This is a genomic window from Oscillibacter sp. UBA6647 (assembly GCA_002455655.1).
Lineage (GTDB): Bacteria > Bacillota > Clostridia > Oscillospirales > Oscillospiraceae > Oscillibacter.
In genome coordinates this window covers 21,003-46,391 of sequence record DKLF01000121.1, presented here as the reverse complement: position 1 = coordinate 46,391, position 25,389 = coordinate 21,003, and the positions used below count along the sequence as shown (strand labels likewise).

The 25,389-nt window shown below is 56.8% G+C and carries 19 protein-coding genes and 1 other annotated feature; of the genes, 10 read left to right on the top strand and 9 right to left on the bottom strand.

Features of this window, described 5'->3' with window-relative positions; genetic code table 11:
* The 5 genes from B2W96_RS09105 to ileS all read left to right on the top strand — a co-directional run.
* Window positions 1–919 (top strand): hypothetical protein (locus tag B2W96_RS09105; protein WP_293009974.1); only part of this gene is annotated, 919 nt, incomplete at its 5' end.
* A 47-nt stretch (window positions 920–966) separates the two neighbouring features.
* Complete coding sequence (locus B2W96_RS09100; protein ID WP_312159385.1) at window positions 967–1,614, top strand: peptidoglycan recognition family protein; 648 nt, start codon at window positions 967–969, stop codon at window positions 1,612–1,614.
* 117 nt (window positions 1,615–1,731) lie between these two features.
* Window positions 1,732–1,899, top strand: coding sequence for a hypothetical protein (locus tag B2W96_RS09095; RefSeq protein ID WP_293009972.1), 168 nt, complete (start codon window positions 1,732–1,734; stop codon window positions 1,897–1,899).
* A gap of 160 nt (window positions 1,900–2,059) precedes the next feature.
* Window positions 2,060–2,314 (top strand) — a binding site (T-box leader).
* A gap of 46 nt (window positions 2,315–2,360) precedes the next feature.
* Window positions 2,361–2,594 (top strand): PF20097 family protein, encoded by a 234-nt coding sequence (locus B2W96_RS09090; RefSeq protein WP_293009971.1) that lies wholly within the window; start codon window positions 2,361–2,363, stop codon window positions 2,592–2,594.
* A 42-nt stretch (window positions 2,595–2,636) separates the two neighbouring features.
* Window positions 2,637–5,450 (top strand): isoleucine--tRNA ligase, encoded by a 2,814-nt coding sequence (gene ileS / locus B2W96_RS09085; RefSeq protein WP_293009970.1) that lies wholly within the window; start codon window positions 2,637–2,639, stop codon window positions 5,448–5,450.
* 113 nt (window positions 5,451–5,563) lie between these two features.
* Here ileS and rsmI read toward each other — a convergent pair whose 3' ends face one another.
* The 3 genes from rsmI to B2W96_RS09070 all read right to left on the bottom strand — a co-directional run bounded on the left by rsmI (window position 5,564) and on the right by B2W96_RS09070 (window position 7,452).
* On the bottom strand, window positions 5,564–6,409 hold the full coding sequence (rsmI, locus tag B2W96_RS09080) for a 16S rRNA (cytidine(1402)-2'-O)-methyltransferase (protein ID WP_293009969.1): 846 nt from the start codon (window positions 6,407–6,409) through the stop codon (window positions 5,564–5,566).
* The gene (locus tag B2W96_RS09075; protein ID WP_293009968.1) at window positions 6,406–7,149 is read right to left on the bottom strand and encodes a tRNA1(Val) (adenine(37)-N6)-methyltransferase; all 744 of its coding nucleotides are present in this window, start codon (window positions 7,147–7,149) and stop codon (window positions 6,406–6,408) included. Before B2W96_RS09075 ends, rsmI begins: the two co-directional genes overlap by 4 nt.
* A gap of 129 nt (window positions 7,150–7,278) precedes the next feature.
* On the bottom strand, window positions 7,279–7,452 hold the full coding sequence (locus B2W96_RS09070) for a DUF362 domain-containing protein (RefSeq protein ID WP_293009967.1): 174 nt from the start codon (window positions 7,450–7,452) through the stop codon (window positions 7,279–7,281).
* 311 nt (window positions 7,453–7,763) lie between these two features.
* Here B2W96_RS09070 and B2W96_RS09065 point away from each other — a divergent pair, with 311 nt between their 5' ends.
* The 4 genes from B2W96_RS09065 to B2W96_RS09050 all read left to right on the top strand — a co-directional run bounded on the left by B2W96_RS09065 (window position 7,764) and on the right by B2W96_RS09050 (window position 12,906).
* Window positions 7,764–8,219, top strand: a complete 456-nt coding sequence (locus B2W96_RS09065; RefSeq protein WP_293009966.1) for a CtsR family transcriptional regulator — start codon at window positions 7,764–7,766, stop codon at window positions 8,217–8,219.
* Between the two features lie 93 nt (window positions 8,220–8,312).
* On the top strand, window positions 8,313–8,822 hold the full coding sequence (locus B2W96_RS09060; protein WP_293009965.1) for a UvrB/UvrC motif-containing protein: 510 nt from the start codon (window positions 8,313–8,315) through the stop codon (window positions 8,820–8,822).
* A gap of 32 nt (window positions 8,823–8,854) precedes the next feature.
* Window positions 8,855–11,305, top strand: coding sequence for an ATP-dependent Clp protease ATP-binding subunit (locus tag B2W96_RS09055; protein ID WP_293009964.1), 2,451 nt, complete (start codon window positions 8,855–8,857; stop codon window positions 11,303–11,305).
* Between the two features lie 125 nt (window positions 11,306–11,430).
* Window positions 11,431–12,906 (top strand): IS1182 family transposase, encoded by a 1,476-nt coding sequence (locus B2W96_RS09050; RefSeq protein WP_422661833.1) that lies wholly within the window; start codon window positions 11,431–11,433, stop codon window positions 12,904–12,906.
* Between the two features lie 156 nt (window positions 12,907–13,062).
* Here the strand turns inward: B2W96_RS09050 and B2W96_RS09045 are convergent, their stop codons facing one another.
* Window positions 13,063–14,955, bottom strand: coding sequence for a CvpA family protein (locus B2W96_RS09045; RefSeq protein WP_293009962.1), 1,893 nt, complete (start codon window positions 14,953–14,955; stop codon window positions 13,063–13,065).
* 285 nt (window positions 14,956–15,240) lie between these two features.
* On the opposite strand from B2W96_RS09045, the gene ppdK reads away from it, so the two are divergent.
* Entirely contained in the window at window positions 15,241–17,874 is a 2,634-nt protein-coding gene (ppdK, locus tag B2W96_RS09040; protein WP_293009961.1) for a pyruvate, phosphate dikinase, read from the top strand.
* A 233-nt stretch (window positions 17,875–18,107) separates the two neighbouring features.
* Here the strand turns inward: ppdK and B2W96_RS09035 are convergent, their stop codons facing one another.
* The 5 genes from B2W96_RS09035 to argB all read right to left on the bottom strand — a co-directional run bounded on the left by B2W96_RS09035 (window position 18,108) and on the right by argB (window position 25,382).
* Window positions 18,108–19,895 (bottom strand): methyl-accepting chemotaxis protein, encoded by a 1,788-nt coding sequence (locus B2W96_RS09035; protein ID WP_293009960.1) that lies wholly within the window; start codon window positions 19,893–19,895, stop codon window positions 18,108–18,110.
* Between the two features lie 524 nt (window positions 19,896–20,419).
* Complete coding sequence (locus B2W96_RS09030) at window positions 20,420–21,520, bottom strand: alanine racemase (protein WP_293009959.1); 1,101 nt, start codon at window positions 21,518–21,520, stop codon at window positions 20,420–20,422.
* 22 nt (window positions 21,521–21,542) lie between these two features.
* Window positions 21,543–22,958: a Na+/H+ antiporter NhaC gene (nhaC, locus tag B2W96_RS09025; protein WP_293009958.1), complete on the bottom strand. Its 1,416-nt coding sequence runs from the start codon at window positions 22,956–22,958 to the stop codon at window positions 21,543–21,545.
* A gap of 287 nt (window positions 22,959–23,245) precedes the next feature.
* Entirely contained in the window at window positions 23,246–24,469 is a 1,224-nt protein-coding gene (locus tag B2W96_RS09020) for an aspartate aminotransferase family protein (protein ID WP_293009957.1), read from the bottom strand.
* A gap of 40 nt (window positions 24,470–24,509) precedes the next feature.
* Window positions 24,510–25,382 carry an acetylglutamate kinase gene (argB, locus tag B2W96_RS09015; RefSeq protein WP_293009956.1) on the bottom strand — a complete coding sequence of 291 codons (873 nt, stop codon included), beginning with the start codon at window positions 25,380–25,382 and terminating at the stop codon, window positions 24,510–24,512.
* Between the last annotated feature and the right edge of the window lie 7 nt (window positions 25,383–25,389).

Here is a 25,389-nt window from a genome sequence, read left to right as displayed (position 1 = left end):
CGCGCTGCCGATCTACATGGAGCAGCTGTTCGATGCGTTCGGCATCGACAGTGAAGACCACTCGGAAAACGCCCTGGTGCTGCGCCCCAGCGAAAAGATGCTGGACGCCAGCTTCCCGCTGGGCGACGACGAGGCCGTGACCATCACCTACGACCGCGAACAGGCGCTAGCCCGCGAAGACATGCAATTCCTCACCTGGGAACATCCCATGGTGCAGGGCGGCATGGACCTGGTGCTGTCCGGATCCATGGGCAACACCGCGGTGGCGCTGATCAAGAACAAGGCGCTCAAGCCGGGCACCGTGCTCCTCGAACTGTTGTTCGTCAGCGAGGTGGTGGCGCCGCGCGCCCTGCAGCTGAGCCGCTTCCTGCCGCCGCTGGCGCTGCGCTGCCTGCTCGACGGCAACGGCAACGACCTGGCGGCCAAGGTGGCCTTCGACACGCTCAACGATCAGCTGGAAAGCGTGCCACGCGCCAGCGCCAACAAGTTCGTCCAGGCCCAGCGCGACGTGCTGGCCACGCAGATCGCCGCCGCCGAGGCCAAGATCAAGCCGCGCCATGTCGAACGCGTCGCCGAAGCCCAGCGCAAGCTCAAGGCCGGGCTGGACGAAGAGCTTGCCCGACTGGTGGCCCTGCAGGCCGTCAACCCGAGCGTGCGTGACAGCGAAATCGAAGCGCTGCGCCAGCAACGCGAGGACGGTCTGGCGGCACTGGAAAAGGCCGGCGTGGATATAGACGACCTGACTACGTATCAGAAATACTATGACGAGGACTACGAGAAGGACGTGTACTACGAAAACCAGTACCCCGAGGAAATTCAGGCAAATCCGGTGCCGGATGAATTAGTGCCGGAGATTGCATCCGGAGATGCGGCCATCATCGGCGGAGCCGACGGACCCACCGCGGTTTACGTTGGCTAAGGCGCGGAGGCGGAAAGCGCATGGCTTACAGAGAAAAAAGAAGGCGCATGAATCCACGGTTTTTTGCGCTGTGCCTGGCGGCGGTCCTTGTGATCGCCGCCGCTGGCGTTTGGATTTGGGGAAAGATTCATGCCGGTGTTTTGGCGGAGACGGTGGTGCTGCCGGACTATGTGACGCAGGAATTTTTGACGGTGAATCCATGGTCCCGCTCCGGCACGGAGCTGGAGCAGGTGAAGGGAATTGTCATCCATTACGTGGGCAATCCCGGCACCTCGGCGGAAGCCAACCGCAGCTATTTTGAGGGCCTTGAGGACGGCCATCTGGAGATTTACGCCAGCGCCCACTTTATCGTGGGTCTGGAGGGAGAGGTGCTCCAGTGCATTCCCATGACGGAGTGGGCCTACGCCTCCAATACCCGCAATGAGGACACCCTCTCCATCGAGGTCTGCCATCCCGACGAGACAGGGGAATTTCTCCCCGTGACCTATGACCGGGTGGCGGAGCTGACGGCGTTTTTGTGCGACGCGTTTGGCCTGACCTCCAAGGACGTTTTACGCCATTACGACGTATCGGGAAAGAACTGCCCCAAGTATTACGTGGAAAACGAGGATGCGTGGCAGACCTTTTTGACACAGGTGGACCGGGGCATTGGGTTGCTGGAAAAAGAAAGAGCACAAAAAGAGGCGCAAAGCTGAAACTTTTTGCCTCTGGGAACCGTCATATCAATCAAGAAGACGGCGGATAGGGAACTCCGCCTTGAAATTGTGTGCGGGGCGGCGGAAGCCGCAGATAAGAAGAAGGGAGCTTTCCGAATGGAAGCCACAAGAAATGCCGGACTCTGGCGCGTATGGGTAGACACCGTGAACCGTATTGTCTCCTTCCACGAGGCGGAGGGCTTTCGGCCCATTGAGTTTCGCAGCCGGGAAATGTTTTTGTCCTGCGTGGACGAGTACACGGGGAAGCATTACCGATACCAGTGATAAAGGAACACTTTGCGTTCCTGTTTGCCGGGGGCTTGCTGTCTGTGAATTGCAGGCGGCAGGCCCTTTGGCTTTGCATTCGGGAAAGCCGGACCGCCTTCCGGGGAATTTCCGACTTGACAAATCGGCGGCGGCGGGTATAATAGTCTTGAAAATCGAATAGTTGGCGTGGATAAGGACGAGTAAGACCCAGCCTTTGCACAGAGAGCGGCCCATTTTGGTGGAAGGGCTGCCGACAGGCGGGACCTGAAAATCACCTTGGAGCCTCCTGCTGAAAGACGACGCGAGTAAGTTAGGACGTGTGACGGCGTTACCCGTCGGCCTGTGAATGCAGGCTGTGAGCGGCTTTTTCCCGCAAGAGGAGAAGCAACGAGAGTGGTACCGCAGAAGTATTTTAAACGCTTCTGTCTCTTTAGGAGACAGGGCGTTTTTTATTTTGTCTGAAAGGGGATCCTAAAGTAATGAACTGTCCAAAGTGCGGCCGAGAGATGGAATCCGGAATCATGTATACCCAGAAATACGGTTACTGGACACAGCAGGAGAAGCTGCCGGTTTTTCGCGCGCCCGAAGACAGGGTGCTGCTCAGAGCGCCGGGGGATGATTCCGCGGGTGGATTCGATATTATTCCGTTTCATGATTTCCCCGGAACGATGCTGTGCCGCGCCTGTAAGATTGCCGTTTTTGAATACAACTGATTGTTGAATATTTTTGATTAATTATAATTAGGAGGAATTTCCATGGACTATAACAAGACCATCAATCTGCCCAAGACCGACTTCCCCATGCGGGCGGGGCTGCCCAAGCGAGAGCCGGAGATGCTCAAGCGCTGGGAGGATATGGACCTCTACAACGCGCTTTTGAAAAAGAACGAGGGAAAGCCTTTGTTCAACCTTCACGACGGCCCTCCGTTTTCCAATGGCGACCTGCATATGGGCCACGCCCTGAACAAGTCCATCAAGGACTTTATCACCCGGTCTTATGCCATGCGGGGCTATTATACTCCCTATATCCCTGGCTGGGATAACCATGGCATGCCCATCGAATCTGCCATTATTAAGAAGAATAAGCTGGACCGCAAATCTATGAGCGTGCCGGAGTTCCGCTCCGCTTGCCACGATTTTGCCCAGCACTATATCGACGTGCAGATGGACGGCTTCAAACGCATGGGCGTTATCGGCGATTGGGAGCATCCCTATAAGACCATGGACCCCGGCTTTGAAGCCGAAGAAGTCAAGGTTTTTGGTGAGATGTACAAAAATGGCCACATTTACAAGGGCCTCAAGCCCGTGTACTGGTGCCCTCACGACGAGACGGCTTTGGCCGAGGCGGAGATTGAGTATCAGGACGACCCCTGCACCACCGTGTATGTGAAGTTCCCCATGCTTGATGACGGCGGGAAGCTTGGCAAGTTCGACCACAGCAAGCTCTTTTTCGTCATCTGGACCACCACCATCTGGACCCTGCCGGGGAACCTTGCCATCGCCCTGCACCCCGAGGAGAGCTATGCTCTGGCGAAGGCCCCCAACGGCGAGGTGTATATCATGGCCGAGGCGCTGGCGGAAAAGGTTATGAAGCTTGGCGGCTTTGAAGAGTACGAAATCGTGGAGACGCACCCCGGCGCGTTTTTTGAGAATATGCTGGCGAAGCATCCCTTCCTTGACAAAACCAGCCGCCTGTTGCTGGCGGACTATGTTACTATGGATTCCGGCACCGGCTGCGTCCACACCGCCCCCGGCTTTGGCGCGGACGACTATGATACCTGTCGCCGGTACGGCATGGACATGGTGGTGCCCGTGGACGATCAGGGCCGCCACACCGACTATGCCGGAAAGTACGCCGGGATGAAGACCGAGGAATCCAACTCCGTGATTCTGGCGGATATGAAGGAGAGCGGCGCGCTGTTTGCCCGGGAGGATATCGTGCACAGCTATCCCCACTGCTGGCGCTGCAAGGGAGCCATTATTTTCCGCGCCACGCCCCAGTGGTTCTGCTCGGTGGACTCTTTCAAAGAGGAGGCCTGCGACGCCTGCGACGATGTACGCTGGGTACCCGCGTGGGGCAAGGAGCGCATGAAGTCCATGATCCGGGAGCGCAACGACTGGTGCATTTCCCGCCAGCGCAAGTGGGGCCTGCCCATTCCCGTGGTATACTGCAAGGACTGCGGAAAGCCTGTCGTCACCGACGCGTCCATTGACGCCATCTCCAAGCTCTTTGCGGCAGAGGGATCCAACGTCTGGTTTGCCAAGGAGGCGGAGGACATTCTGCCTCATGACTTTGCCTGTCCGCACTGCGGCGCCAAATCCGGATTCACCAAGGAAGAGGACACACTGGACGGCTGGTTTGATTCCGGTTCCACCCACTATGCCTCCATGAAAAAAGATCAGGGCTTCTGGCCTGCCACCGTCTATATGGAGGGATTGGATCAATACCGCGGCTGGTTCCAGTCCTCCGTGCTGACCGCCGTGGGCGCTTTTGGCAAGGGCGCGCCGTTTAAAGAGTGTGTCACCCATGGCTGGACCGTGGATGAGCAGGGAAAGGCCATGCACAAGTCGGCTGGCAACGGCATGGACCCCGCAGAGATTTTCGAGCAGTACGGCGCGGACCTGCTGCGCCTGTGGGCGGCTTCCGCGGACTATCACTCCGATGTGAGCGGCTCGGACAGAATCTTCAAGCAGCTCAGCCAAAACTATCTGAAATTTCGCAACACTGCCCGGTATTGCCTTGGTAATCTGGATGGGTTTAATCCCGATGATCTGGTCCCTGCTGATCAGATGGAGGAACTGGATCGCTGGGCCGTTACCCGGCTCAACGCGCTGACCGAAAAATGCCTCAAAGCCTATGACGACTATGAATTTTTTGTTGTAACCCACGCCGTCAATGACTTCTGCGTGCTGGAGCTGTCCAACTTCTATCTGGATATCATCAAAGACCGGTTGTACTGCGAGGAAGAGGAAGGCAAGCGCCGCCGCAGCGCCCAGACCGCTCTGTTCCTGATTCTGGACACCATGACGAAACTGATGGCTCCGGTTTTGGTCTTTACCTGCGATGAAATTTGGCAGGCCATGACCCACAGGTCTGGAGATGACGGGCGCAACGTGCTGCTCAACGAAATGAACGGGTCTTTTGCGGACTATGCGCTGGGCGAAAAGGCCATGGAGCGCTGGGAGACGATTGTCCGCCTGCGGGACGACGTGAACGCGGTTTTGGAAACCGCCCGTGCCGACAAAAAAATTGGCAAGGCACTGGAGGCCCGCGTCTCTCTCCACGCGGACGACGACGCGGCGGCGCAGGCGCTGATGGCAACTGTGGGCGTGAGTCTTGCAGAGGTGTTCATCGTCTCGGATTGCAATATCACCACAGCGGAGCCTTCCGCCGAAGCCACCGTGGGCAAGGGGACCAACTTCCCGGGTCTCACCGTGGAGGTGGGCAGGGCTGCCGGCGCCAAGTGCGAGCGGTGCTGGATGCAGTCTGCTAAGGTGGGGGAGAACCCCGACCATCCCACGCTCTGCCCCCGCTGCGCGGACGTGGTTTCCAAGCTACCCCGGTTTTAAGACGAATAAGAGCTTATAAAATGCCGCGCCGGAGGAAATTCCTCCGGCGCGGCATTTTGTATTCTACTTATGTGAAATGCTGAAGCAGAAATTTTGGAAGCGGGTCTGCTTCTTTAAAGCTCCTCTGCTTCGGCGGCCACGGCGGCACTGTACAGCTCATTCCGGGAAAGGCCCGTAGCCTCAGCCACCTGCCGCACCGCATCCTTCATCCGCAGGCCCCGGCTTTTCAGCTCCAGCACCTGGCGGACGCCCTCCTCGGGCGTAATTTCCGCCTCCGCCGGAGGGGCCGCCCCCTCCAGCACGAGAACATATTCTCCACGGGGGCTGTTTTCCTGATAGTAAGCCACGGCTTCTCCCAGCGTGCAGCGCATCGTCTCCTCATGGAGCTTGGTCAGCTCCCGGCAGAGGGCAATTTTTCGCTCCGGGCCAAAAAAGGCACACAGGTCGTCCAGCGTGGTGCGCAGCTTGTGGGGCGCTTCGTGAAACAGCATGGTGCGGCGTTCATTTTGCAGGGAAGAAAGGTGCTCGCGCCGCTCCTTTTTGTTGGTGGAGAGAAAGCCCTCGAAGGTAAATCGCCCGGTGGGCAGACCGCTCACCGCCAGCGCGTTCACCGCCGCGCAGCAGCCGGGAATGGCCAAAATCTCCACGCCCTGCTCCGCGCAAAGGCGCACCAGTTCCTCGCCCGGGTCGGAGACGGCGGGCGTGCCCGCGTCCGTCACCAAAGCGCAGCTTTCTCCCGCCAGCAGGCGGTTTAAAATAGACTGCCCGGCGGAAACGTGGCTGTGGGCGTGATAGCTCACCATCGGGCGCTTGATTTTAAAGTGGTTCAGCAGCTTCACGGAGACGCGGGTGTCCTCGGCGGCAATAAAGTCCACCGTTCTCAGTGTCTCCACCGCCCGGGGGGAAAAGTCGCCCAGATTCCCGATGGGCGTGGCGACCAGATACAGCGTTCCGCTCATGGCATGTTCTCCTTTTGTTCAGGTGTTCGGAAATAGGCGGCGGCATATGCCGCCGAGGGTCCGCCGGATGCATCCGTCAGGCACAAAGGCGGCTCGATGGAAAGCCCGGGCTTTCCGCCCCGGCGGGCCTCCACCAACAAAAGAGACGGTGCGGCTTCCGGACGGGGTTCTACCATCCGCAGTCGCTTTGGCTCCAGTCCGTTTTCCCGCAGGGCGCAGAAAATATCACACAGCCGCTCCGGGCGGTGGACCAGACAAAAAGCACCGCCCCAGCGCAGCAGATACGCTGCCGCGCGGCATAAATCCGAAAGGGAGCAGTCCGTCTCGCTGCGGGCCGTCCGCCTTGAAGGGACCGGAGCGGCTGCGCCGCTTCCGTCCAAAAAATAGGGGGGATTAGAGACGCACAGATCGAAGCCCCCGGCGGGCAAAAGCTCCCGAATTTGACGCAAATCGCCTCGCAGGGCCCGCAGACGGTCCCCAAGGTCGTTTTCTGCCGCCGCCATGTCGGAGAGCGCAGCGGCGTGGGGCTGAATTTCAACGCCGGTAATTTGCAGCTCCCGCTGTCGCTGAAGGAGGAGCAGACCCAAAAGCCCCGTTCCGCTACCAAGATCGCAGACCCGCAGACCGGGACGCAGCGGGGGAAAACTCCCCAGCAAAAAACTGTCGGTGCCGGGCTTGTGGGCGCGCTCGTCCCAGCAAAAGCGCAGGCCCCCGGGGCACAGGCTGTCCCATTGCTCCATGGTGTGCGCCCCCTTTCCGACTGATGTGCTTCTATTATACGGCAAAGTACCGCCCCGCGCAAGAGATGCCCTTCCGGGCATAATAAAAGCACCGCAGAAAACCTGCGGCGCTTTTATGTACGAATCTGGTTATTCGCCGGGAACGATGGCGCTGCTAGGGCAGGTATCGCTGCAAGCACCGCAGTCCAGGCAAGCGCCGGCATCGATCACATAGGAATCATCACCCTGGCTGATAGCACCGGCGGGGCAAACATCCGCGCAGGAGCCGCAGCTTACGCAGGCAGAAGTAATCTTGTAAGCCATGGAAAAGCACCTCCATAAAATTAGTAAATTTATTGTAGCACACGTTAAAAAAAAAGCAAGCGTTTCTGTGAAAAATATATTGGAAATTTAGGCAGTTTGTCGTGTATAACCGCGTTTTTTGTAACTTTTGAGAGAGATTGGGTGGTGTTCACAATTTCTTTTCAATTTGGTCAAAGAAAGTCAAAAAATACCCCTTGACATTTCTGATGACGGTGCTATACTACGTATCAAACAAAGGTTAAAGAAAGTCAAAGTCAAACCTGATACAAGGCGTTATGAGTGAATTAACATAAGAGAAAGAGGCGGTCTAAGTGGGCATCTCCGATTTGATTGCCAGCTTCCTGCAAGAAAGCCTGAACGAGGCCGACGGCGGAGTGCTGGAGGTGCAGAGAAGCGATTTGGCTCAGCGGTTTAACTGCGTGCCAAGCCAGATTAACTACGTAATGAGCACCCGTTTTTCCCCTGAGCACGGTTATATCGTGGAAAGCCGCCGGGGGGGCAACGGATATATCCGGATTACCCGGGTGCGCATGGACCGGCAGATGCTGCTGATGCATGTGATTAACTCCGTGGGCGATCGGCTGGATTTCCCCTCGGCAAGAGCGATTTTGAGCAACTTGGTGTCTTCCGGTGCGCTGGAGGACAGCGTGGGGGAAACGCTGCTGACCTGTATGGACGACCGGGCGCTGGGGGCTGTGCCCCGAGAGCTGCGTGATTCCGTCCGGGCGGAAATGATGAAGCAGGTTTTGATTCATCAGGTGGAGTGATTTTCCCTGTCCACGTGCCGGGAAGACAAGACCGCGCGCGGTACAAACTGTTTTGGATAATGATTTTTATATAGACTTGAGGAGGAAACAATTATGAAATGCGAACATTGTGGAAAGAATGAAATCAACTTCGTTTATGAGAGCAACGTGAACGGACATGTGGAGAAAGCCCATCTTTGCAGCGAGTGCGCCGAAAAGCTGGGCTATACTCAGGCCGTGGCCGCGCATAACCGCAGAATGATGCAGGACTTTTTCGGCGGTGGCCTGCTGAACAGCTTTTTCAGCCCCCAGACCTCTCTGCTGGGACCGTCCCTTTTCGGAGAGGATATTTTTGACGATTTCTTTCGCCAGATGCCCGCGCTGGGCGCGGCTCCCGCACAGCAGCAGGAGGTCCGGGAAAAACCCTTGGTGGAGGAGAAGGAGCAGGCATATTTTGCGAAAATGCGTCAGTTAAATGCCCTGCGTCTGGAGCAGAGAGCTGCCGTGCTGCGGGAGGACTTTGAAAAAGCCGCGCAAATACGGGATCAGATTCACGAGCTGGATCAGGAAAAGCCGCAGCAGCAGGCACCTGCCAAGGATCAGGCGCCGCCCAAGGCGGAATAACAAGGACGTTCCTTTGAAAGGGGAGAAAAACAATGAATGAGACAAGATTCAGCCCCAGAGCCGAAGAGGCCCTGCGGCTGGGACAGGAGGCGGCAGGAGAGCTGGGCCACGGCTACGTAGGGACCGAGCATCTTCTGCTGGGCCTTTTAAGAGAACCCAACGGCACAGCTCACGGCGTGCTGGAAACCGCCGGACTGACCGACGGCATGATTGTGGAAATTATTAAAAAGAGCGTCGGGGCGGGGCTGCCTGGCGGCAACCCCGCGCAGGGATTGACTCCCCGCGCCAAGCGGGTGGTGGAGCTGGCCGTGGAGGATGCAGCCAGAGGCGGCTATAACTTCGTGGGTACTGCCCATTTGTTGGCGGGCCTTCTGCGGGAAGGAAACAACATGGCGGTGCGCATCCTGCGAACCGCCGGGTTAGACGCAAAGCAACTTTATACCGCCCTGATGCAGAAAATGAACGAGGCTCCACGGGCGCAGGGCCGGGAAGGGACCCGGCCTACCGGAGGCGTTCGGGATGACAGTCAGGACAAAACCCTGCGAGAGTTTACCCGGGACCTGACCGCAAACGCCCGGGCCGGCAAGCTGGACCCGGTGATCGGCCGGGACGCGGAGATTCAAAGAGTCATTCAAATCCTGTCCCGCCGGACCAAGAACAACCCCGTCCTGATCGGCGAGCCGGGCGTTGGCAAAACTGCCATCGCCGAGGGGCTGGCCCGGAAAATCGCGCTGGGTGACGTACCCGACGAACTGCTGGATAAGCGGGTCCTTTCGCTGGACCTCTCCGGCATGGTGGCTGGGACCAAGTACCGGGGCGAGTTTGAAGAGCGCATCAAAAAGGCGCTGGATGAGGTGAAGCGAGACGGAGACGTGATTCTCTTTATCGACGAGCTGCACACCATCGTGGGCGCGGGCAGCGCCGAGGGTGCGGTGGACGCGGCCAACATTATCAAGCCTGCGCTGGGCCGTGGCGAAATCCGCTGCCTTGGTGCCACCACGCTGAACGAGTACCGTCAGTATATTGAAAAGGACGCGGCTTTGGAGCGGCGGTTCCAGCCCGTTCAGGTGGGCGAGCCGACGCAGGAGGCCAGCCTTGAAATTCTCAAGGGTCTGCGCAAGCGGTATGAGCAGCACCACAAGCTGAAAATCACCGACGAGGCCCTCTCCGCCGCGGTGGAGCTGTCCTCCCGGTATATCAACGACCGATTCCTGCCCGACAAAGCCATCGACCTGATGGACGAGGCATCCTCTAGGGTACGGATGGAGGAGGAAGAGCCTTCCGAAGAGTTGAAGAGTCTGGAGGAGAAAATCGCGGCCCTGCAAAAGGACAAAACCGCCGCCGTGGCGGCGCAGGACTATGAAAAGGCCGCCCAGCTCCGAGATATCGAAAAAGATTATCAGGAGCAGGCAGAGCTGGAGCGGGACAAACGCCGCCGGAACAATTCCTCTCACCGTCCCGTGCGGGCGGAAGACGTAGCCGCCGTGGTGGCGGAGTGGACGGGAATCCCCGTCACCCGCCTGACAGAGGACGAGGGCGCCCGACTGCTGCGGATGGAGGACGAACTTCATCAGCGGGTGGTGGGTCAAAGCGAGGCCGTGGCGGCTGTGGCAAGAGCCATCCGCCGGAGCCGGGTGGGGTTAAAGGATCCCAAGCGGCCCATCGGGTCCTTCCTGTTCCTCGGCCCCACGGGCGTGGGTAAAACCGAGCTGAGCAAGGCTCTGGCAGAGTCCATGTTCGGCGACGAGAAGGCCATGATCCGCATTGATATGTCCGAGTATATGGAGCGGCACACCGTCTCCCGCCTGATTGGCTCTCCCCCCGGCTATGTGGGCCACGAGGAGGGCGGACAACTGACGGAAAAGGTTCGCAGAAAGCCCTATTCCGTGGTGCTGTTCGACGAGATTGAAAAGGCCCACGAGGACGTGTGGAACATCTTGCTGCAAATCCTTGAAGACGGTCGCATCACTGATTCTCAGGGCCGCACCGTGGACTTCAAAAACACCGTCATCGTCATGACCAGCAATGTGGGCGCGTCCAGCATTACCTCCGCCGGAAACCGGCTGGGCTTTGACAGCGGCGCGGCTGTGAAAGATGAAGCAGGAGCCTATGAAAAAGGCCGCGAGCTGGTGCTGGATGAGCTGCGGCGCACCTTCCGTCCCGAGTTTTTGAACCGGATTGACGACATCATTGTCTTCCGCCGTCTGACGCAGGAAGACATCACCGAAATTGCCCGTCGGATGCTGAAGGCCACCGAAAAGCGCATGTCCGCCATGGGTGTGAAGCTGGAGGCCGACGATGCGGCGGTGGAGGCCCTTGCCAAGGAAGGGTTTGACCCCAAATATGGCGCGCGGCCTCTTCGCCGGGCCATTCAAAGCAAGGTGGAGGACGCCGTGGCGGAGCAATTGCTCAGCGGGGGACTGAAATCCGGCGACACGGCTCACCTCAGCTATACGGATGAAAAGCTCTGCGTGCACAAGTAATATCTCGACCTGCAAAAAGCGGTGGACAGTCATATGACCGTCCACCGCCCAGTCTGTCGAAAAAGCCTAGCAAGAGCTGGGCTTTTTCATTTATATCTGATAAAATAGTACTTGGGTGATGTGGAATGTTGCAACGAGGAAAATTAGATCGCGGCGTGCTAGAAATGGTAGATACGGAAAGTCTGGTACCGCAGAATCATCTGCTGCGGAAAATTGACGCGGCAGTAAACTGGGAACGGGTGTACGAGATGGTGGAGCCGCTCTACAGCGAGGATAACGGTCGACCCAGTGTAGACCCGGTTGTTCTGGTGAAGACCGTGCTCATCCAGCACCTGTATGGGCTGCCCTCTCTGCGCAGAACAGCGGAGGAGGTTTATTTAAACACGGCCTACCGCTGGTTTCTGGGCTACACGCTTCAGGAGGGGACGCCCCACTTTTCCACAGTGAGCTACAATTTCCGTCACCGCTTTACAGAGGAAACAGTCAATCAAATCTTTGCGTGGATTTTGGAGGAAGTCGCGGACGCGGGCTATCTCTCGCCTCAAGCGGTATTCATCGACGGAACCCACATTAAAGCCAGCGCCAACACGAAAAAGCAGGTCAAGGCAGTCATTCCGGTAGCATCCAAACGCTATGCGCAGGAACTGATGGAAGAGGTGAACGCTGACCGGGAAGCCCACGGCAAGGCGCCGTTTGAGGATGATGAAGAACCACCCGTGCCGCCGAAAAAGCGCCGGGACAACACCTCCAAAAAGAAGCTGGCTCGCCGGAAAAAGGAAAAGAAAACCCGCACAGTGACAAAGAGTGTAACAGACCCGGACTGCGGGCTGTTTGTGAAGGGAGAGCACGAGCGTAAGTTTGCCTATGAAGCCCACACCGCCTGCGACAAGAACGGTTTCATTCTGGAAACCGTGGTCACGGCGGGAAACGTCCATGACAGCGTGGCTTTTGATGATGTATATGACAAAGTGACAGCGTCCTTTCCCGATATTGAGACTGTCGTCGCTGACTCCGCCTATAAGACGCCCCACATCTGCAAGAAGGTTTTTAAGGATTCCCGCGTACTATCCACAGCCTACAAGCGCCCCATGACCATGAAAGGCGGCCATGCGTGGTGGAAGTATGTTTATGATGAATACTATGACTGCATCATCTGCCCGGAATACCATCCCCTACGCTACGCCACGACAAACCGGGAAGGCTATCGGGAATACAAAAGCGACCCCAAAATCTGCGCCACTTGCCCCACCCGACAGATGTGTACCCACTCCAAAGATTGCGTCAAGACGGTGCAGCGGCACATTTGGAAGGATTACGAAGAGCTGGCGGACGATGCCCGTTACACACCGGAATATCGGGAGCTGTACGCGCGGCGCAAAGAAACCATAGAACGGGTCTTTGCTGACGCCAAGGAAAAACACGCTATGCGTTATGCGCAGTGCCGAGGCCTCACTCAGGTAACCAACTGGGTGAAGCTTAAATTTGCTTCCATGAATCTCAAAAAGCTGGCCAAATGGAAGTGGAGGACTTCTTTGTTCCGCTTCCCATACGCCCTTTTCTGGCTTGAATATAGCCAGAACCCGGTTTATGCTGCCGCGTAAACCGGGTTCTTCGACAGACTGAGCGGTGGACAGTCATATGACCGTCCACCGCCTTTTTCCGCACAGCACAATTATAATTGATGCGCTTGATTGTCTGAAATTTCAGATAGAAACCTTTGCGCCCACGTTTGATCGTCCCGCGAAGGGTTAAAGAACTCAAGCAACCTCAGCGGGGGCCTGCGCGTCGTCGGCGGGCGTCTGCTCCGTCTGCGTTCCGTCGGGTTCCGAAACGTCCGTCTGGGCGGGCGGCAAAACCGACTCCGCCGTTTTGCCCTCTGCCGTCACGCTGCCCGCGGTGAGGATGCTGCCCTCGCTGCCTGCGGTATAGGTGACACGCACCCGGTCGCCCACGTTGAGAATCACCGCCAGAGGATTTTTTGCCGCGCTGACGGCGTAGAACGTGTCCGCTCCCTCCAGACGCAGGAAGTAATAGCTGTTTCCGTCCATCACCGCCGAGCGGATTTCTGCCAAAACGCCCGAAATTTCCTGCTGATCGGAGGGGACCACCTCCGCCTGATCGTTGTCAATCAGCTTGTTGTCCGCCAAAGCGGTGCGGTAGTTGATTTCGCACTCCGCCAACGTGGACCCGGTGGCCACAATCTGATACTGCTGGACGTTGACCATGGCATACATCTTCACCAGACCATCCGCGCCCTTCAGCGCCATGAAATAGGTGGGCTGTTCGGCAATGTTCAACAGCAGGGGGAAGGTGGCCTGATAGTTCATCTGCTGGACCTTACTCTGGGCGGAGCCTTGGGCGGAATACTCCGTTGCCCCCGCGATGGAGTAAAAATGCGTCTCCTTGGTCCGTTGATTGCACAGCAAAAAGCCGATAATAGACTCGTCAGAAGTGACGGAGGTGACGCCTGTGTACATATACACGTCGTCTCCGATGGCAATATAGTTATAGCCTTCGGTGGTCTGGGTCACGTTGCGCTGGCCGAAAATGGAGTTGAAAAAGCCGCTGTGATAGCTGCCGTAATAGTCATACTGCTGCATCACCAGATTGCTGTTGTATACCCGGTCCACCCAAGTGGGGACATCCTCGTAATACGTGCTTTCGCCGGTGATGGCGTTGGTGAGCACCGCGCCATGAATATCCATGCCGCCAAACAGGCCGATGGTTTTCACGATGCGGGCGCTGACCCAATAGGGAACGCCTTCCTCATCAATCTCAAACACCGGCGTGTCAAACATCATGGTGGGGAACTGAAACCGCAGATGCCGGTTAAGATTGCGGCCAAAGTGCTCTGCCACGGTGTATTTCATACCCTCGGGAAGCCGGATTACATCCGCGTCCTGCGTCACCATGTCAATGATGATATAGGCCGGAAGACCCTGCGCCCGGTTGGTAAACCACTTGATAACATCGCCGTAAGCCAGAGAGGTGACCCGGACAGGGCGGCCCCGGTAGTTAATCTGGGTATAGGTGCTGAGAATCTCGAACTGGGAAACCATGTCCGCCAGTTCGCCCAGCTTCCGGTTGCCCAGCAGGGCGGCGGAGTCCGCGTCCAGCATGGGAATCTGATCATAGGAGATCTCATCCACATCCTGGGCAAAGTCCCCCGTCTCAATCGGAAGCAGCTCGCTGTAACTCTTGGCGCGAATGACCACCCAGCCCGCAAGCGAGCCCACCGCCGTCACAATAATCATTGCCAATGCCAGAGAAAAGGGAATTGTGCACTGCTTTTTTACAAAATGGAAGTAACCCTTCGCTCCGTCGCCCTGAAAGCCGGAGGTGAGCACCGCGCAGCCGCAGTATACCGCGCACAGCAGGAATAGAAACACATAAAACTCCTGGCTTTGGAAATTCAGCGCAGGCAGATTTACATAAAAATAAGCCAAGCCCACCGCCAGCGTCACCAGCAGATTGAGCAGCACACGGGTAAACCGGTTGCCAACGGACTTGCGGGGCTTGCGCTCCTTTTTGGGCCGCCGGGTAAATGGCGGGGGAGTGGCTCCGTTTCCGCCGCTTTGAGGTCCCCCAAAGCCCCCGGAGCCGCTGGGATCAAAGCCGTTTCCGGGTGTAAAATTGATGTGAAAAGGCATATTTAGTTAGCCCTCCTCGTAATTTTTACCTATTTTACAGTTGCTTGTATTATATGTCAAATATGTGAATAAATCAACTCGCTCCGTTTTTAGGCCTGAAATTCATGCGCGTTGTAGAAATTGTACAAAATTTCTCTTACAATTTTTGCTCTCCGTAGTTCGTCTGATTGAATTGTGACTTGTCTTTTCCTTCATATCCCTATATAATGATTCTATTCAATTCTTGAGGCAATCGTTTACTGGCTTTCCCTGCCGCAGGGCAATTCTAAGACGGAGGAAAAACACATGGCAAAAAAATATGTCTACAAATTTTCCGAGGGAAATAAGGAAATGCGCGAGCTGCTGGGCGGCAAGGGCGCAAACCTGGCCGAGATGACTCTGGCCGGGATGCCCGTCCCTCAGGGCTTCACCATCACAACCGAGGCCTGCACCCAGTATTATACCGACGGTCGCCAGATCAGCGCCGGCATTCAGGCGGAGATTGAGGAGAATATGACCTGGCTGGAGGGGGAAAACGGCAAGAAGTTCGGTGACCCCAGCGACCCGCTGCTGGTTTCCGTCCGCTCCGGCGCACGGGCCTCCATGCCCGGCATGATGGACACCATCCTGAATCTGGGCCTGAACGATGTGGCCGTGGAGGGCTTTGCCAAGAAGACCGGCAATCCCCGCTTTGCCTATGACTCCTATCGCCGGTTCATTCAGATGTTCTCTGACGTGGTGATGGAGCTGAGCAAGAAGCGCTTTGAGGAAATCATCGACGAGATGAAGGCCAAAAAGGGCGTGGAAAACGATCTCGATCTGGACGCCGAGGATATGAAGGCGCTGACCGTCAAATTCAAGGAGTTTTACAAGAAGGAAAAGGGCGAGGACTTTCCGCAGGATCCCAAGGTTCAGTTGATGGAGTCCGTGAAGGCCGTGTTCCGGTCCTGGGACAATCCCCGGGCCAACTTCTATCGCCGGATGAACGAGATTCCCTACGACTGGGGCACCGCCGTCAACGTGCAGTCCATGGTCTTCGGCAACACCGGAAATAATTCCGGCACCGGCGTGGCCTTCACCCGTAACCCCGCCACCGGCGAAAAGGCCCTATTTGGCGAGTATCTCATCAACGCCCAGGGCGAGGATGTGGTGGCCGGCGTGCGTACGCCCTCTCCCATCAGCAAGCTGAAGGACGAGATGCCCGAGGTTTACGAGGAGTTTGCCCAGATTGCCAACAAGCTGGAGGCGCATTACCGCGATATGCAGGATATGGAGTTTACCATTCAGGACCGCAAGCTCTATATGCTTCAGACCCGCAACGGCAAGCGCACCGCCGCCGCCGCCCTGAAGGTGGCTGTGGATCTGGTGGACGAGGGCATGATTACCGAGAAGGAAGCCGTTTTGCGCGTGGACCCCAAGCAGTTGGACGCGCTGCTGCACCCCCAGTTCGACCCTGAGGCCCTGAAAAAGGCTGCCGTCATCGGCAAGGGTTTGGCCGCGTCTCCGGGCGCTGCCTGTGGCCGCGTGGTCTTCACCGCGGAGGACGCCAAGGAGTGGTCCGACCGGGGCGAAAAGGTGATTCTGGTCCGGCTGGAGACTTCTCCCGAGGATATCGAGGGCATGCAGGTTGCGCAGGGCATCCTCACCGTCCGGGGCGGCATGACCTCTCACGCCGCCGTGGTGGCCCGTGGCATGGGCACCTGCTGCGTGTCCGGCTGCGGCGAAATCGTGGTGAGCTATGAGAAAAAGCAGTTTGAGCTGGGCGGAAAGACCTATTCCGAGGGGACCTGGATTTCCCTGGACGGCTCTACCGGCAATATCTACGGCGAGGCCGTGGGCACCATCCCCGCCGACCCCAACTCCGGCTATTTTGGCCGCCTGATGGGCTGGGCCGACGAGTACCGCCAGATGGGCGTCTACACCAACGCCGATACGCCCAGAGACGCCGCCCAGGGCCGCGGCTTCGGCGCTGAGGGCATTGGCCTTTGCCGCACCGAGCACATGTTCTTCGAGGGTGCGCGCATCAAGGCCATGCGAGAAATGATCGTGGCTGAGACGGAAGAGGAGCGCCGCAAGGCTCTCGACAAGCTCCTGCCCTATCAGCAGAGCGACTTTGAGGGCATTTATGAAGCCATGGAGGGCTGCCCCGTTATCATCCGCTTCCTGGACCCCCCTCTGCACGAGTTTCTGCCCACGAAGGAGTCCGACATTCAGGAAATTGCAGGCGAGCTGGGCATCACTGTGGAGAAGCTGAAAAACGTCATTGAGAGTCTCCATGAGTTTAACCCCATGATGGGTCATCGCGGCTGCCGTCTGGCCGTTTCCTATCCGGAAATTGCCGAGATGCAGACCACCGCGGTGATCAACGCCGCCATCGCCGTCACCAAGAAGGGCGTGTACAGCATTACCCCCAACATCATGATTCCCCTGATCGGCGAGGTGAAGGAGCTGAAGTACGTCCGCGAAATCGTGGTGGCTGTGGCCGACAGGCTCATCAAGGAGTCCGGCGTCGACATGAAGTATGAGGTGGGCACCATGATTGAGATTCCCCGTGCTGCCCTCACCGCCGACGAGGTTGCCAAGGAGGCTGACTTCTTCTCCTTCGGCACCAACGACCTGACTCAGATGACCTTTGGCTTCAGCCGTGACGACGCGGGCAAGTTCCTGAATGCCTATTACGAGAAGAAGATTTACGAGTCCGACCCCTTCGCCCATCTGGATCAGACGGGCGTGGGCAAGCTGGTGGAGATGGCTGTGAAGCTGGGCCGCCAGACCCGCTCCGATCTGCACCTTGGCATCTGCGGCGAGCACGGTGGTGACCCCACCTCCGTGGAGTTCTGCCACAAGGTGGGTCTGGACTATGTGTCCTGCTCTCCCTTCCGTGTGCCCATCGCCCGTCTTGCCGCCGCGCAGGCCGCCATTAAGAATCCGCGGAAATAAGGATTTCCCTGATTTGAAGGCGTTATAATAAGACAAAAGCGCCCCCTGATTTCAATAGAAATCAAGGGGCGCTTTTATAGCTTCGCAATGCCGGAAAGAGCTGTGCTTGAATGGAACCAACGCTGCGGTGCGCCGCAACAGACGCGTCCATCCGCCTCCGAGCAGCGCTGTGGAAAGCTATGAATATTCATGGGAATGCGCCACTATCGGTGGCGCATTCCCATGGACTGTGTTTAATATTTTTCCCGGCCTGCGGTAAGCGCCGCCCGGGATTCCGGAATAGCCTCGACCAACTCCGCGCCTGTCTCCGGGTCTTTGGAGGGGAGCCGCACGGTGCTGTCATAATCCTCCAGCTTGAATTTTGCGATTTCATGCTGCAAAGCCTGTGCCTGCGCGGCCAGTTCCTCGCTGGAGGCGGAGCTTTCCTCGGCAGTTGCGGCATTTGTCTGAACGACGGTGGAAACTTGCGTCAGGCCCTCGCTGACCTGCTCGATAGAAGCAGCCTGCTCAGAAGAAGCGGCTTCGATTTCCTGCATTGCCTGCACGACCATACCGGCTTTTCCAGAAACGTCGGCCAGACGCGCAAGGGTATCCGCCGCCAGCTTTTCACCCTCCGCAACTGTGGAAACGGACTTTTCAATCAGCTCGGCGGTTTGCTGCGCGGCCTCGGCGGACTTGGCTGCGAGGTTTCGAACCTCATCGGCGACAACGGCAAAGCCCTTGCCGGCGCTTCCGGCACGGGCGGCCTCGACAGCGGCGTTCAGGGAAAGAATATTTGTCTGGAACGCGATGTCCTCCACCAGCTTTGTAATCTTTGAAATTTGCTGAGAAGAGTCGCCGATCTCTTTCATGACGATGTTAAGACGCTGCATATACTCGTTGCTGACTGCCGTGCTCTCACCGACCTGATTTACATACTCAGAGGCCTTTTTCACGCTGAGCGCATTGCTTTCGGCCAACTGAGAGACGCTGGTGATGGAGGAGTTCAGCTCTTCCACGGTTGCAGCCTGCTCGGTTGTTCCCGCTGCCAGAGCCTGCGCCCCGCTGGAAACCTGTCCCGCGCCTGTGTCAACCTGGTTTGAAGCCTCGTTAATAGCGGAGAGCACGTTGTTGAGCGCTGAAGCGGTTGCTACAAGGCCATGCTTAATGGGCTTGAAATCACCTTCGTAGTCCAAGTCAACCCGTATTCTCATATCTCCGCCTGCGAGAAGCTCCAGCTTGGCCCCGATGTCCTGTATGTAAGACAGTATCTTTTCATTTGCGGTTCGGATGCTGTCAGCCATACGGCCCAGCTCGTCCTTGCTCTTATAAGTAATCTGAGCGCGCATATTGCCTTTTTCGATTTCTTTGTATACGCCCTCGATCTCCCTAATGGGCCTTGCAATCGAGCGGGTAATCATAATGGTGATGATGATACAGAAAAATAATGAGAAAAGTGCGGATCCCGCAAGAACAGCCAGCGAGATTGCTCTTGTCCGCGCGGCTTGCACGTTAAGTTCGCTCATGCGGGTGTTGATGGTTTCCGCAACCTCGTTCACAACATCCCCAACTTGTGAGGCATTGGGAATATACTCGTCAATCAATAGCTGTTTGCCCTGTTCCAGCGAATCGGCAGTACCGCGCTTTGCATAAGAAAGCAGGACTTGCTGATAGGTCGCATTTTGTTCCATAATTTCATCAAGACTCTTTAGGGTTTCCTCACTTGCACCGGAAGCCGCCCTAAAATCCACCAGCACTTCGTCAAGCCCGACCTGCTCGGAAGTAATCTTATCTATATATTTCTGCTGCTGCGATGCGTCGTCAGTCAGAAACACCAGAGCCATGTACCGTTGCAGGGAGATGTTATACCTGCGCAAAGTCCAGACATTTACGGTGTTTGGAAGAGCGTCGTCTTGATATCGAGTAATCTGCGAATACAGTGTATTCAGACTAAATAAGGAAATAACGGTTGAAATAATCAGCAGAGCAAAAACGGTCCCAAACCCAATGGTTAGCTTTCTGGAAATTTTTAAATTTCTCATAATATATCCTCCCACACTCAATGTTGCTATGTTTTTTGTGCCTGAAATGTCAATTTCTCTTTGTGTTTTGCGCCAAAACGGTCTTTTGTCAGCGTGTCTCCGAAAAAGCAAAAACGCGCATTTCAACAAACTAAGAACAGCAGAAATGTACGTAATTTGTCTTTATTAAAAAAGCCAGAGTGTCTGGCAATGCATTTCGAGACAAGGCCGCAGGCGATTATATTGCCTTAATTTAAAAGGTTACAAAAATGCTATAATATTCAAAAAATCAAACAAAATGTATCATATTCCTTTGGAGACGAATTGTCAATACACCTATATCAGTGGGTTTCACCAAAAGGAGATCAAATTCAATGATAAATATTGCGGTTTTAGTGAATAACGCATTAAACAAATAGCGGAAAAATTTTGACCTGCATAAATTGCAATTTTATCTCGGCAGATAACCCGATTCTGCAAAAAACGAGCAGGGCCTCCGCTTGCGGAGGCCCTGCCGGTACGTTTAAGGGAGATGGCTGCGGAGTTTAACGCGGTTCTCCGCCCCGATAGGTAATTTCCACGCTGTTCGTGTTGGTCAGATACACCAGGGAGGGGTAGGCCACGTCAAATTCCAACACGTCGCCCACCTGAATTTGATCCTTTACAGCCTCCACATCCAAAATGGTGTGGTCGGAGGAAGCCCCCAGAATTTCCACACCGGGAAGCCGGGGCCTAATGTCGGCAAAATCGCCGTAATCCACTCGGCCAAGAGCCACCAGCGCTCGCCGCCGGATGCCCCGGTCTTCGTAGCTTGCAATTTTGCCGAAGGCGTCCACCGTCAGCTCTCCCACAGGGAAGCTGGGCTTGTCCCGGCATTCTACAACCTCCGCCTTGAGGGTAAATACGTCCTTGTGGGTAAAGTCCGGGCTGCATCCGTAAATTTGCCCGGTGAGGACAATTTCGCCCAGACGGAGCAGGTTCATGCGGCAGGGCATGGTCCCGTTCAGAACCATGTACATGGAGGTGGACGCGCCGCCGCTGATATACTCCAGAGGGCGGCCAATGGCCTTTTCCACGTCTGCCGCCAGAGAAACCAGCCCCTGCATGTTCCTTGTGTTGGGCTTCACAGAGCCATAGCAGCTCAGGTTGACGCCCACGCCAATCAGGCGGAGATTTTTGAGGCTGCTTTCGATTTCCAAAGCCGCGTCCACCACTTCCTCCGCGTCCCAAAAGCCCTCCCGCAAATCACCAAGGTCAATCATCAAAAGAACCTGATGAATTTTACCTTGCCGTTTTGCAGCGGCGTTCATGGCGCGGATGACGGTAAGATCACTTTGCAGGCTTGCGTCGCTCAATGCCACCGCGTCCTCCGCCTCGGAGAGCATAGGAACGCGAATCAGCATTAGCTGCGCCTCAATCCCGGCGGCGCGCATGGAGCGGAGCTGATCGATGCGGGAGGTGGCCACGAATCGCACGCCGCTGCGGGCGAACACCCGCGCCACCTCCGGAAGCGCCGTTGCGCCCTTGACAACGCCGGCAACCTCCACACAGGAATCCTGGCAGCGCTCAATGAGCGCTGCCAGATTCTCCTGCAATTTATCCAAATCAATCTCCAATTTGGGATAACGAGTTTGGTTTGCAGACATACATTTGCTTCCTGTCTTTTAATTATTTGGCTACCGGCGCCGCACCCTTCTTCTTACTTGCCAGGCGCACACCGTCCGCATCAGCCACGGTCAGGCCCATAAAGGCCATCACAATCACGACGATGGGCATCAGCCAGTTAAACACGGCGTAAGGTGCATACTGGGCGGTGGTAATGCCCAGCGTGCTGACGATAAACACGCCGCAGGTGTTCCAGGGGATCAGGGCGGAGGTAACGGTGCCTGCGCCCTCCAAGGCGTTGGACAGAGTCTTGGGATGCAGGCCCATCTTGCGGTATTCCTCGGCGTACATCCGGCCGGGAACCACGATGGAGATGTACTGCTCGGGCATGGTGGCGTTGGAAATTACGCAGGTGGCCTCGGTAAGCGTGACCAGCGTGGCGGGTGTTCTGGCAAGTGCCTTCAGCTTGTTCACGATGACCTCAAGCTGATGCGTATACTCCATAATTCCGCCAAACATCATGGCGATGATGGTCATGGAGACGGAGAACATCATGTTCATAAGGCCGCCGCTGGAAAGCAGGCTGTCAATAGACTCCACGCCGGTGTTGCATTCATAGCCGCCCATGCCGCAGGAGAAAAGGGTGCCCAGCGTGCAGTCCGGCTGGAAGATCAGGCCGCACAGAGCGCCGGAGAGAATGCCGAGAGTGATGCCGGGAATAGCCGGAATCTTGCAGGCCACCGCCACAATAACGATAACGGGAGGCAGCAGCAGAATCGGATTGACGTTAAACAGGCCGCTCAGCGCGTCAGAGAGGACCTGCACCTGACTCAGGTCGGCCTCGCCGCCGTGATACTGAGTGAAGCCCAAAACGCCGTATACCACCAGACACACAGCGTAGACCACGGCGGTGGGAAGAATCATAAATCTGACGTGGGTCATCACGTCGGTTCCGGCCATAGCGGGGGCCAGGTTCGTGGTGTCGGACAGGGGGGACATCTTGTCGCCAAAGTATGCGCCGGAAATAACCGCGCCGGCAGTCATGCCGGGGTTCATGCCAAGGCCCATGCCAATGCCCATCAGAGCCACGCCCATGGTGCCCATGGTGCCCCAGGAGGTGCCGGTGGCCAGAGAGGTGACAGAGCAAATCAGCAGCGCTGCGATAAAGAAGATGCTGGGCTTGAGAACCTTCAGGCCGTAGTAAATCATGGAGGGAACAACGCCCGAGTCAATCCACACGCCGATCAGAATGCCGATAATTGTGAGAATAATGATAGACTGCAATGCTTTGTAAATGCCGTCCATCATGGACTTTTCAATGTCCTCCCACTTGTAACCGAGATACAGCGCCATTAGTGCGGCGCCGATCACGCCGATAAACATGGGAACGTGGGGGTCTACTCCGTAGACAACGATGCCGATTGCCAGCATGACCACCAGGAACAGCATGGTCAGCAGGGCCTCCCACAGTTTTGGCATTCTGGGTTCCTTTACCTTGTTTTCTCCACTCATCGTTTTACCAACCTTTCTTCACTTTTCATTCCGATTTCCGTTGATCGCCAATGTATTCGTTCAGAGGTGTGCTTTTACGGTAATTTGGTGAGTCCTTCTCTTCGATAAAATAACCGACATTTCGCAGTTATGCCGCCCTTTTCTCTCCGAAAACCACTCATGCAGGGGTTCGGGCGCTAACGGGCCGGACTTGCCCTCTTCCCCGCGCCGTGAATGCGGCCCGCGGAGAAAAGGGGCTGCCGGGAAGGGCTTTATTACCAGCCCAGCTTGGTCATGGCGTCGTCCACGGCCTTAATCACAATGTCAATCTCCGCCTCGGTGACAATCAGGGGAGGCACGAAACGCAGCACGTTACCGTTGGTGTTGTTGATCAGCACCTTGCTGTCCTTGAAACATAGGTCCACCACCGGCTGTCCGGAGGGCTGATTCAGCTCGATGCCGTCAATCAGGCCGAGGCCCCGGATTTCCTTCACGGCGGAGGGGTGCTTTGCGGCGATCACGTCCCGCATCTGCTGGCGGAAGTATTCGCCCACCTTGGCGCAGTGGTCGATCACGCCCTCGTTGAGCATCACGTCCAGCGTGGTGGCAGCCAGCGCGCAGGCCAAGGGGCCTCCGGCGAACGTGGAGCCGTGGGTGCCGGGGGTGAGAGTCTGGGTGGCCTCGCCACGGGCGCACACCGCGCCGATGGGAACGCCGGAGCCCAGCGCCTTTGCCATGGAGCAGGTATCAGGCTCCACGCCGTAGTTCTGATGGGCAAACAGCTTGCCGGTGCGACCGGAGCCAACCTGCACCTCGTCAAACATCAACAAGATGCCCTTCTCGTCGCACAGGTCCCGCAGGCCCTGCAAAAACTCCTGAGAAGCGGGACGAACGCCGCCCTCGCCCTGCACAGGCTCGGTGAGGATGCCGCAGACATACTCGTCCATCAAATCCTTTACGGAGTTCAGATTGTTGAACTCGGCATAGCGGAAGCCGGTGGGCAGGGGCTCGAAGAAGCGATGGACGGCATACTGGCCGGTGGCGGTGGCGGTGGCCAGTGTGCGGCCGTGGAAGGAGTTCTTCATGGTGATAACCACGAAGCGCTCGGGATGGCCGTGGTCCTTGGCGAACTTGCGGGCCAGCTTGATCTGGCCCTCATTGGCCTCTGCGCCGGAGTTGGCGAACAGAACCTTATCAAAGCAACTGTTTTCAACAATCAGCTTGGCGGTCTGCACGGCAGGCTCGTTGTAAAAATAGTTGGAGCAGTGCAGAATCGTCTCCGCCCGCTCCCGCAGGCACTTGGCAATGGCAGGATGGCAGTGGCCCAGACCGTTGACGGCGATGCCACCCACAAAGTCCAGATACTTGTTGCCGTCCTTGTCGAAGACATAGGCGCCCTCGCCCCGCTCCATGGAGATGGGCATACGGACATGGTTTCCGTACAGATACTTGTCACCGGCCTCGATGACCTCCGCGTTGGTTTTGTAGAGCTCAATCATGGTGGTTCCCTCCTTGTAGTTATCTGAAATATTGTTTTGGTTATTTAATGCCGAGGCTGGGCCGCTCCGTCCCCACGGTGGTGCCGATGCCCTCGTCGGTAAAAGCTTCGTACAGGATACTGTGGGGTTTGCGCCCGTCAATGATGTGCACGCTGCCAACGCCCTCTTCGATGGCCTGCACACAGCAGTCCACCTTGGGAATCATGCCGCCCGCGATGGTCCCCCGGTCCTTGAGCATCTGAATGTCCCCGGTGTTGAGATAGCTGATGACATCCCGCAGCTTGATGTCGTTGCAAAGGCCCTCAATGTCCGTCAGCAGCACCAGCTTTTCCGCACCCAGCGCGCTGGCAAGCTTGCCTGCGGCGGTATCGCCGTTGATGTTGTAGGTGTGGCCCTGTCCGTCGGTCCCCACAGGGGCAACCACGGGGATAAAGCCTGCGTCCAGCATGGCGAGAATGGAGGTGGGGTCCACGTAATCAATGTCGCCCACGAAGCCCAGCTCCTCGCTGCGCTTGTGGCAGTGATAGATGTCCCCGCTGACGCCGGACAGGCCCACGGCCTTGCCGCCAAGCTTGTTAATAAAGCCCACCAGTTCGGTGTTTACCTGCCCCACCAGCACCATTTCCACCACCCGCATAATGTCCTCGGAGGTGTAGCGCAGGCCGCCGATAAACTCCACGGGAATATTCAGCGTTTCCAGCATCTTGTTGATGCCGGGACCGCCGCCATGACTCAGCACAGGCTTTAGGCCCAAGAGCTTTAGCATCACCACGTCATGCAGCACGGCGTCCTTCAGCTCTTCGTTGATCATGGCGTTGCCGCCGTATTTGATAACGACGATTTTACCGGCATACTTTTGCAGGTAGGACATCGCCTCCATCAAAGTTTCCACCTTGCTTGCGATGTTGGTCATATGTACC